The sequence below is a fragment of the Streptomyces sp. CBMA156 genome (assembly GCF_014596515.1).
Lineage (GTDB): Bacteria > Actinomycetota > Actinomycetes > Streptomycetales > Streptomycetaceae > Kitasatospora.
Genome location: NZ_MSJQ01000012.1, coordinates 1 through 9,326, shown reverse-complemented (window position 1 = coordinate 9,326; position 9,326 = coordinate 1). Strand labels below are relative to the sequence as shown.

At 74.3% G+C, this 9,326-nt stretch carries 7 protein-coding genes, 1 tRNA gene and 1 riboswitch; of the genes, 2 read left to right on the top strand and 6 right to left on the bottom strand.

Features of this window, described 5'->3' with window-relative positions; all coding sequences use genetic code 11:
* From BU198_RS00770 to BU198_RS00760, 3 genes are all read right to left on the bottom strand, one after another.
* Positions 1-1,299: rhomboid family intramembrane serine protease (locus tag BU198_RS00770; RefSeq protein ID WP_188294836.1), on the bottom strand; the 1,299-nt coding region annotated here is incomplete at its 3' end.
* Positions 1,296-2,621 (bottom strand): alpha/beta hydrolase, encoded by a 1,326-nt coding sequence (locus BU198_RS00765; protein WP_188294835.1) that lies wholly within the window; start codon positions 2,619-2,621, stop codon positions 1,296-1,298. The genes BU198_RS00770 and BU198_RS00765, both read right to left, overlap by 4 nt.
* Positions 2,618-3,262 (bottom strand): class F sortase, encoded by a 645-nt coding sequence (locus BU198_RS00760; RefSeq protein WP_317619896.1) that lies wholly within the window; start codon positions 3,260-3,262, stop codon positions 2,618-2,620. Before BU198_RS00760 ends, BU198_RS00765 begins: the two co-directional genes overlap by 4 nt.
* A gap of 404 nt (positions 3,263-3,666) precedes the next feature.
* Here BU198_RS00760 and BU198_RS00755 point away from each other — a divergent pair, with 404 nt between their 5' ends.
* Positions 3,667-4,977, top strand: a complete 1,311-nt coding sequence (locus BU198_RS00755; RefSeq protein ID WP_188294834.1) for a hypothetical protein — start codon at positions 3,667-3,669, stop codon at positions 4,975-4,977.
* Between the two features lie 3 nt (positions 4,978-4,980).
* Here the strand turns inward: BU198_RS00755 and BU198_RS00750 are convergent, their stop codons facing one another.
* Positions 4,981-6,420, bottom strand: coding sequence for an MFS transporter (locus tag BU198_RS00750; protein ID WP_188294833.1), 1,440 nt, complete (start codon positions 6,418-6,420; stop codon positions 4,981-4,983).
* A 169-nt stretch (positions 6,421-6,589) separates the two neighbouring features.
* Positions 6,590-6,904, bottom strand: a complete 315-nt coding sequence (locus BU198_RS00745; protein WP_188294832.1) for a DMT family transporter — start codon at positions 6,902-6,904, stop codon at positions 6,590-6,592.
* Between the two features lie 44 nt (positions 6,905-6,948).
* Positions 6,949-7,014: riboswitch (guanidine-III (ykkC-III) riboswitch) on the bottom strand.
* A gap of 85 nt (positions 7,015-7,099) precedes the next feature.
* Between BU198_RS00745 and BU198_RS00740 the strand changes: the two genes are divergently transcribed.
* Positions 7,100-7,171: transfer RNA gene (locus BU198_RS00740), tRNA-Cys, on the top strand.
* A 78-nt stretch (positions 7,172-7,249) separates the two neighbouring features.
* On the opposite strand, the gene BU198_RS00735 is transcribed toward BU198_RS00740, so the two are convergent.
* A partial coding sequence (locus BU198_RS00735) for a xanthine dehydrogenase family protein molybdopterin-binding subunit (protein WP_188294831.1) occupies positions 7,250-9,326 on the bottom strand: 2,077 nt, incomplete at its 5' end.

Genomic DNA, 9,326 nt, shown 5'->3' with positions numbered 1-9,326 from the left:
GGAGGCGAGCGCCGCGCCGCCGAGCACCAGCGCCAGCCGGCGCACCGAGCGCCCGGCCAGCCGCAGCGGGAACCGCTTGCGGGTGGCCAGCAGCAGGACGGTGGTCAGCAGCGGCAGCAGCAGCGCCTCGACGAAGTACTGCACCACGTCCCGGCCGACCGGCCCGGCGTCCAGGTACAGCCAGCACAGCAGCGCCGCCCAGAGCAGCTCGGTGGCCACGGTGACCAGCCAGGCGAACCGCAGCCCCCGGCGCAGGCCCTCGGCGAGCACCAGCAGCAGCGCGGGGAACAGCGCGGCCATCATCCGGCCCGGGGTGTCGAAGATCCGGACCACGGCGTGCGCCCGGGCGCAGTCGTGCGCCGACACCGCGCAGAAGTCGGCGACCTCCTCCGGGCTGAGCCGGTGCGAGAGGTACAGCTCCGAGAAGGTGTTGAACGGCCCGCTGGCGTTGTCGTACAGCGAGGCGATCAGCGGCCCGAAGGCCGCGGCGACCAGGCAGAGCGCGACCAGCACCCGGGTCTCGGAGTGCGAGGAGCGGTGACTGCGCAGGTGCGGACGGCCCCGGCTGACCAGCGCGCCCAGGCCGAGCCCGGCCAGCGCCGCGGCGCACCGCTGGACGCTCTGCAGGTGGCCCACGTACAGCGTCATCACCAGCGGGACGAGCAGCACCAGCAGGTGCAGCCGGCGGCGCCAGAGCACGGTGAGCCGGTAACCGAGCACCCCGGCCAGCGCGAACAGGCCGACGGCGGGGCCGACCGAGATCTGGTCGGCCACCGAGACCGTCCACGGCTCCCCCGCCGAGGAGCCGAACGCGACCAGCGCGGTGCCCAGCAGGGTGCCGACGACCTGCCCGCCGACCAGCACCGCGAGGGTGCGCGGCCGCCCGAGCCGGTGCTCGGCGGCCGGGCCGACCAGGAGCAGCAGCAGGCTGGTGAACACGTACGAGCCGCTGCCCGAGCACCAGAACACCGAGGTGACCGGCGTCCACCAGTGGCCGTCGGCCAGCGTGGACGTTCCGACCCCGGCCCGTTCCAGCAGCCGGTCGGACGGGCCGTGGGCCAGGCTGCCGGTGGCCGCGCCGAGCAGCCAGAGCCCGGCCAGCAGGGCCAGCGTCAGCGGCGCCGAGCGCAGCCGGGCACCGAGCGCCCTGGCCGCCCGCCGGACCCGCTGCGGGCGCGGCTCGGGCGTCCGGGTGACCGGGGCCCGGTCGGTGCCGCGGCCGGTCGCACGCCCCGCGTCCGGCCCGGCCCCGTGCTCGCCGACGGCGGCGGCGACCAGCGCGGTCCCCGCCCCGGTCACCGGGTCAGCCCGGTCTGCTGGGCGAGCCACGGGAGCTGCTGGGCGATGCCGGGGCGGAAGACGACCCAGCCGTGGCCGCCCGGCATCAGCTCGAACTTGGACTTCATGCCGGCCGCCTGCACGGCCTCGTAGACCTTCTCCATCTGCGGTCTGAACTCCTCGTCGGTCTCGCCGACGACCAACGCGACGTTGGTGTCCGGGAACTTCCTGCGGGCCATCACCTGGAGCGGATCGACCGCGTCGAACTTCTTCTCGTCACCACCGAACGCGGCCTTGACGGTCTGTTCCCGACTGCCCAGGGTCGGCTCGTCCTGACCCGACATGTCGAGGACGGTGCCGTACACGTCGGACGCGTTGACACCGAGCTGGAGCGCGCAGGTGCCGCCCATCGAGGCGCCCCCGATCGCCCAGGCGTTCCGTCCGGTCGCGGCCTGGAGGTTCTGGTGGACCCAGGTGGGGACGTCCACCGCCAGGTAGGTCTGGGTCTTGGCGATCTTCGAGTCGAGGCAGAGCGTGTTGGCCCAGGTGGAACCGAGCTGATCGGGCATCACCACGATCGGCGCGAGGCCGCCGTGGTCCGCGGCGTAGGCGTCCAGCGCCTCGTTGATCTGCGCGGAGAGCACCCAGTCCCCCGGGACGCCGGGCTGACCGGTGATCATCACGACCACCGGGAGCAGCGGCCGCGGGGTGGCCTGGTAGGCGGGCGGGAGGTAGACGTACGCGTCCCTGGCCTTGAACCCCGACTTGGTGCCGGGGATCGGCACCACCGAGACGGTGCCCTTCTCCGGCAGGCCCGCCGGGGGCTGCCAGACCTCCTCCAGCACCTTGCCCGGCGGGGTGGCCAGGGTCTGGCCGACCTTGGTGGCGACCAGCCCGTCGGTCCTGGTCAGCCACGGCGCCAGCATGACGCGCCCGCTCGGGAACTGGCCGAAGCCGATGTTGACCTGGGAGGAGGCCATCAGCACCACCAGGCCGCTCAGGCCCAGTGCGAGCCCCCGCCGCTTCCAGGTGAGCCGGCGGACCCGGTAGCCGGCCAGGCAGAGCGCGGTGAGGGCGACGGCCGTCCACCAGGTGACGTACCGGGGCGTGCCCTCCGGGAAGGGGTGCCACCAGCCGTCGATCACGACGTCCAGGAGCAGGCTGAGCACGGCCGCGGTGAGCAGCGCGGCGGGCAGTCGGAACCGCCACCAGCTCCGCCCGCGGCCGACGGTCAGCGCGAACAGCGCCGCCCAGCCGGCCGCCAGCACGGCGTGCGGAATCGGGCCCTCGGTGAGCGGCCAGTCGATCGGGTTCCAGCGGGAGGCAAGGGTCAGCGTGGTCATGCGGCTTCGCCCGGCCGGGTCGTGTCGGCCAGGAACCCGTAGGCGACGACGTTGCCGTCGTAGCCGTGTTCCTCGCTGTACGCGCCGCCACAGGTGATCACCCGCAGCTGTGCGTCGCCGGCCTGACGGTAGACCCGGTCGTCCGGGAAGTCCTTTCGGTCGTGCACTTCGATGGCGTAGAGCTGGTAGACGGCGGTGGCGCCGTCCGCCCGGGCGATCTCGATCCGGTCCCCCCGGTGGAGCGCGCCCAGATGGTAGAAGACGGCCGGTCCGGCCTTGTTGTCGACGTGTCCCGCCAGGATCGCGGTGCCGCGCTGGCCGGGGCTGGCGCCGCCGCGGTACCAGCCCGCCAGGTTCCGGTCCGCCTCGGGCGGGGTCTGGAGGTGGCCCGCGGCGTCCAGTCCGAGCGCGGTGACCGGGGCGTCCAGCCGGACCGCGGGGATGCGGATCCTGGTCGGCGCGGACGGGCCCAGCGGCGGGACGACCGAGACCGGCGCGATCCCGGCCTGGGCCTGGCCGGCCCCGGGCGCGGGCGGCAGCACCGACGGACCGCCGTCGTGCAGCAGCCAGGCACCGAACACCAGCGCGGCTCCCGCCGCCAGGGTGCCCGGCCAGGGGCTCCTGCTCTGCTGGACGCCCACGGGCGCTCCCCTCTGCCGACGAGACTCCGCTTTCTGGGAGTTTCCTGGGAACAATTCAACCGGAACGGACTGTAAGGCACGTCCATACGACGGTCGTACCGGCACCCGCCGATCGGCAGGGTCGACGGCGTCTTTCCTGCGCCATGTGCGCGGCCGGTCGCGGAGCGCGACGACCACCCCCCACGTACGATCGCCGCGGGACCACACCCGACACGACCTACCGACGGTCCGACGGGCCGGTTCGGTTGCGTCGTTCGGGGGATCGCCCGCGACCGCGCGCTGCGCCTCTTCGACCGGCCCCGCCCCCGTGCCATGCTGACCCGGTCGCGGGGCCCTCACCCCACCCGCCCCGAGCCGGACTCCGTACTCCCGCACGCCGCGCCCGCCCCACGAACGGAGTGACCATGGAAGCCCTCTCCCGCCGGACCCTGCTGGCGGCCGGTGCCGCCACCGCCGCCACCCTGGCGGCGGGCTGCGGCAGCAACCACGCCGCCGACGGGGAGCGGGCGACCGGCACCACCGGGGCCGCCACCGTCCCCGCCACCGGCGCGGCCGACGAGCGGGGCGACTCCCCCACTCCGGCCCCGGCCCCCAGGCCGCAGGCCGTCCTGATCGGCGACGGCTCCACCTCGGACACCGGCGCCCAGCCGCACCAGCCCGTCCCCGACCAGCTGCGGCCCGGCCAGCGCCCGCCGCAGTTCGTGGTCTTCTCCTGGGACGGCGCCGGCGAGCTCGACAACGGCCTGTTCGCCCGCTTCCGCCGGCTGGCGCAGGAGCACGACGCGAAGATGACCTTCTTCCTCAGCGGCCTCTACCTGCTGCCCGAGTCCAGGAAGGACCTCTACCGCCCGCCCCAGCACAAGGCCGGCGCCTCCGACATCGGCTACCTGAGCGACCAGCACATCCGGGACACCCTGGAGAACGTGCACGCGGCCTGGCTGGAGGGCCACGAGATCGGGACCCACTTCAACGGCCACTTCTGCGGCTCCACCGGCGTCGGCAAGTGGTCCCCCGAGGAGTGGGACAGCGAGATCCAGCAGGCGATGGACTTCGTGACGAACTGGCGCACCAACACCGGCTTCACCGACCTGCCGGCGCTGCCCTTCGACTACCGCAAGGAGCTGATCGGCAGCCGCACCCCCTGCCTGGAGGGCCAGCGCAACCTGCTGCCCACCGCGGTCAAGCGCGGCTGGCGCTACGACAGCAGCGGCAACGGCACCCAGATGTGGCCGCAGAAGATCCAGGGCGGCGCGCTGTGGGACCTCCCGCTGCAGTCCATCCCGTTCCCCGGGCACACCTTCCAGGTGCTCTCGATGGACTACAACATCATGTACAACCAGTGCGGCCCCAACACCAAGGCCGACCCGGCGCTCCACCCCGGCTTCCAGACCCAGGCCCGCGACGCCTACCTGATGGGCTTCGACCGCGCCTACAACGGCAACCGGGCGCCGTACGTCATCGGCAACCACTTCGAGGAGTGGAACGGCGGCATCTACATGAACGCCGTCGAGGACGCCCTGAAGGCCATCGCGGGCAAGCCGGAGGTCCGGCTGGTCTCCTTCCGCCAGCTGGTCGACTGGCTGGACGCCCAGGACCCCGCGGTGCTGCGCAAGCTCCAGACGCTCGCCCCCGGGCAGTCCCCGGGCGGCGGCTGGGAGGCCTTCCTCGGCAGCCCGGCGGCACCGCCGGCCCCCGCCGCCGGCGCCGTCGGCTGACCGTCAGGCCTTCGTCCGCACCCGGCCGGAGAGCAGCGCGCCGATCAGCGCCACCGCGGCCATCGACAGCAGGATCACCGCGAAGGCGCCGGGCGAGCCGGCCGCCTCGCCGCCCTCGTGGGCGGCGGCGAGCGTGCCGCCGCCCAGCGCCGCGAACATCACCCCGGCCAGGCCCGTCAGCAGCACGTTGCCCAGCGCGTCGCTCATCTGGAGGGCGGCCGAGTTGGCCCCGGCGTCCTCCGGCGCGGAGAGCTTCATCATCAGCACGCTGACGGTCGCGATCGCCATCCCCATCCCGATGCCGCCGACGCCCCAGGCCACCGCCGCGGCCCAGGCCGGCACCGCGGGGACCAGCACCAGCGCGGCGCCCGCGATCGCCACCGCGGTCAGCACGAAGCCGCCCCGGATCATCGCCTCGCGGTAGCGCTCCGCCCCCGGCCGCCCCTGGAGCCAGGAGCCCAGCGCCCAGGTGAGCCCGCCGCTGGTCAGGGTCAGCCCGGACAGCGTCGGCGAGAGGTCCCGCTGGGTGGTCATCATCAGCGGGACGAAGGCCTCGGCCCCGAGGAACGCCCCGGCCGCCAGCCCGCGCAGCAGGATCACCGTCGGCAGACCCCGTCCGGCCCGCAGGGTCCCCCGCGGCAGCAGCCCCAGGACGGCCGGCACCAGCAGCGCCGCCCCGGCGATCCCGGGGAGCAGCCCGACCAGGTCGCGCCGCTGGCCGGCGTACTGCAACAGGCCCGCGCCGGCCGCCGCCATCGCGGCCAGCAGGGTGCGGCGGCGGTCGAAGGCCGCGCCCCTGACCACCGGGTGCTCCCGCTCGGAGCGGGCCAGCGCCGGGCCCATCACCGCCAGCGGCAGCAGGATCAGCGCCGGCACGGCCAGGAAGACCCAGCGCCAGCCCAGGTGCTGGGTGACGGCTCCGGAGACCAGCGGGCCCAGGATCGAGGGCAGCACCCAGGCCGAGGAGAAGGCCGCGAACACCGCCGGCCGCAGCCGGTCCGGGTAGGCCCGGCCGACCACCACGTACAGCGCGACGATCACCAGCCCGCCGCCCAGGCCCTGGATCGCCCGCCCGGCCACGAACACCCACATGCCGGGCGCCGTACCGGCCACCACCAGACCCACGCCGAACACCGCGATGCCGGTGAACAGCGGCCGCAACGGCCCGCTCCGGTCGCACCACTGGCCGGAGACGACCAGGGCGAACAGCGTGGTGGTGAAGTACCCGGAGAAGGCGAAGGCGTACAGCCCGAGGCCGTCCAGCTCGCGGGCCGCGGTGGGCATCGCGGTGTTGACGGCGGTCGCCTCGAAGGCGATCACCAGGACCACCGAGACGATCCCCAGCGTCAGCGCCCGGTAGCGGGCGCCGAGCACCCCGCCGCCGGGGTCGTCGTCGGGGGGTATCGGTACGGGGTCGACCGAGGTGGGGGAAGCAGTGGTCATACGGGACATGGTAAGAGCCGTCCGCCCCGATGACCCCTGACCCCGGTCGGTGATCGACTCGGTCCTTGGACCCAGGCCCCCGGACCCGGGACGCGGGTACGGAGGCCGGCCGGCGCGGCGCCCTCAGGGCGGGTGCGGCACCCTCAGCCCGGGTGCGACGCCCCGGGTCTCAGTGCAGCACCTTGAGGCCCACCACGCCGGAGACGATCAGCAGCAGGCAGGCGATCCTGGCCGTGGTCGCCTGGTCCCCCAGGGCCGCCATGCCGTAGACCGCGGTCCCGACCGCGCCGATGCCGACCCAGACGGCGTAACCGGTGCCGATCGGAATGGTGCGCATCGCGTACGCCAGACCGCCCATGCTGAACAGCAGCGCGACGCCGAAGACGAGGCTGGGAACGAGGCGGGTGAAGCCCTTGGACGATTCCAGGGCGACCGCCCACACGGTCTCCAGAAGACCCGAGACGATCAGAACGAGCCAGGCCATGACGGTCGTACCTCCGCAGTCCACAGCGGCCGGAATGCCGCTGAACTGCGCCGTCTTGTCGTCACCGGGTACGACGCGCTCGTCCGGGGTGGCGGAAATGCCGCCACCTGTCTCCGACCGTAGCACATGTCGCCATACAGAATTTACACAAGGACATTGACCCCTCTCCCCCGGATCGGCCACTATGAATTCACTGGCCGTGTGCCCGAGTGGCTTAGGGAACCGTCTGCAAAGCGGTACACGCGGGTTCGATTCCCGCCATGGCCTCGCCGGAAAAGGGAATTGCCGGCCGACTTCTCCGAGTCGGCCGGCAATTCCCTTTCCGTCGTTTTCCCGGGTGCCCGGTCAGGCCGTGACGGCGTCCTCCGCCCGGATCGGCAGCCGGCCCACCGGCAGGCCGGTGGCGGCACGCACGGCCGCGGCGACGGCCGCCGGGGCGACCACCGCGGGGACGGCGCCGACCGCCTTGGCGCCGAACGGGGCCACCACGTCGCGCTCCTCCAGCAGCGTGGCGATCCGCACCTCGGGGGTGTCCAGCGCGGTGGGCAGCCGGTAGCCGGTGAGCGAGGGGTTCTGGAGCACCCCGCCCTCCGTGCGCAGGTCCTCCAGCAGCGCCAGGCCCACGCCCTGGGCCACACCCGCCTCGATCCGGTCCTCGATCTGGCGCGGGTTCAGCGCCCGGCCGACGTCCTGGGCGACCGTCATCTCGACCACCCGAACGGCGCCCAGCTCGATGTCCACGTCCACCACCGCGCGCATCGCGCAGAACGAGATGGAGACGAAGGCGTCACCGTGCCCGGCCTCGTCCAGCGGCTCGGTGGGGTGCGGGCGGCACTGCGCGGTGGCCCACAGCTCCTTGCCCTCCAGCGCCTCGGCGACCGGCATGCCGAGCACCCCGTCGTACGAGGTGATCTTGCCGTCGGCGATCTGGAGCAGCTCCGCCGACATCCCGAAGTTCGCCGCGATCGGCTGGAGCAGCTGGTGGCGGACCATCAGCGCGGCCCGCTCGACGGCGCCGCCGGAGACCCAGGTGTGCCGGCCGCGGGCGGAGGGCCCGGCGATCGACTGGTCGCTGTCGGCCGGCGCGATGTAGACCTCGCTGACGCCCAGCACGGTCTGCACGATCTGCCGGGCCAGCGTCGCGAAGCCCTGCCCGGCGTCGACCGCCGCGCAGATCACCGTGGCGTGGTCGCCGCTGACCCGCACGGTCGCGGTGGAGACCTCGTCCTCGCCCTCGGCGCCCAGCATGTGCACCATGCCGACGGCGTAGCCGATGCCGCGTCGCACCGCCGCCGGGTCGCCCGCGCCGCCGGGACCGCCGGGCAGCAGCCACTCGGCGTCCGGGTCGTCCACCGGCAGGGCGGGCAGCGGCTCGTCCGCGACCGCGTCCAGCAGGGCGCGCACCGGCGCCGGGCAGGTGACGGCCTGTCCGGTGGGCAGCGGGTCGCCGGTGGACATCGCGTTGCGTCGGCGGATCTCCACCGGGTCCACGCCGATCCTGGCGGCCAGCTGGTCCAGCTGCGACTCGTACGCGAAGCAGACCTGGAGGGCGCCCTCGCCGCGCATCCGCCCGGCCGGCGGGTTGTTGGTGCGCACCGCCCAGGCGTCCACGAAGACGTTCGGGCAGACGTACGGACCGGCCGAGAAGGCCGTCGCGGCGGCCAGCGCCTCGGCGGAGACGTCCGCGTAGGCACCGCCGTCCAGCAGGATCTGCGCCTCGACCTTCACCAGCGTGCCCTCGGCGTCGGCGTGGTGGCGGTAGCGCAGCAGCGCGGGGTGGCGCGAGGCGTGGGTGTGGAAGGACTCCTCGCGGGTGAGCGTCATCTTCACCGGGCGGCCGGTGCGCAGCGCCAGCAGCGCCAGGGTGACCTGGAAGGAGAGGTCCTCGCGGTCGGTGGTGGCGCCGGGCACGCCGGTGACCACCAGCCGGACCCGGTCCGGCTCCAGGCCCAGGCAGGCGGCGGTGCGGTCGCGGTCGCCGTGCGGGTCGGTGGAGGACAGGTGCAGCTCCACCCCGCCGTCCGGGCGCGGCACGGCCAGCCCGGCCTCGGCACCGAGCGGGGCCGGGTCCTGCCGGCCGACCTGGTACAGGCCCTCGACGACGACCTCGCCGGCCGCGTCCGGGTCCCCGGTGCGCAGCGGCAGGTGGCGGAACAGGTTGCCGTCCGGGTGCAGCGGCGGCGCGGTGAAGGCCTGCTCGGGGTCGGTGACGGCCTCCAGCGGCTCGTAGTCGACCGCGATCAGACCGACCGCCAGCCGGGCGGTGTCCGGGTGGTCGGCGGCCACCGCGGCGACCGGCTCGCCGTGGTGGCGCACCACGCCCGCGGCCAGCACCGGCCGGTCGGCGACGATCGGCCCGGCCGGGGCGCCGTCGGGGGTGCCGTCGGGGCCCGGCGGCAGGTCGGCCGCGGTGACCACGGCG

Excerpts from the sequence above, each read along its gene's own strand:
- BU198_RS00765 (WP_188294835.1), bottom strand. The coding sequence starts at position 2,621 with ATGACCACGCTGACCCTTGCCTCCCGCTGGAACCCGATCGACTGGCCG.
- BU198_RS00755 (WP_188294834.1), top strand. The coding sequence starts at position 3,667 with ATGGAAGCCCTCTCCCGCCGGACCCTGCTGGCGGCCGGTGCCGCCACC.
- BU198_RS00750 (WP_188294833.1), bottom strand. The coding sequence starts at position 6,420 with ATGACCACTGCTTCCCCCACCTCGGTCGACCCCGTACCGATACCCCCC.
- BU198_RS00745 (WP_188294832.1), bottom strand. The coding sequence starts at position 6,904 with ATGGCCTGGCTCGTTCTGATCGTCTCGGGTCTTCTGGAGACCGTGTGG.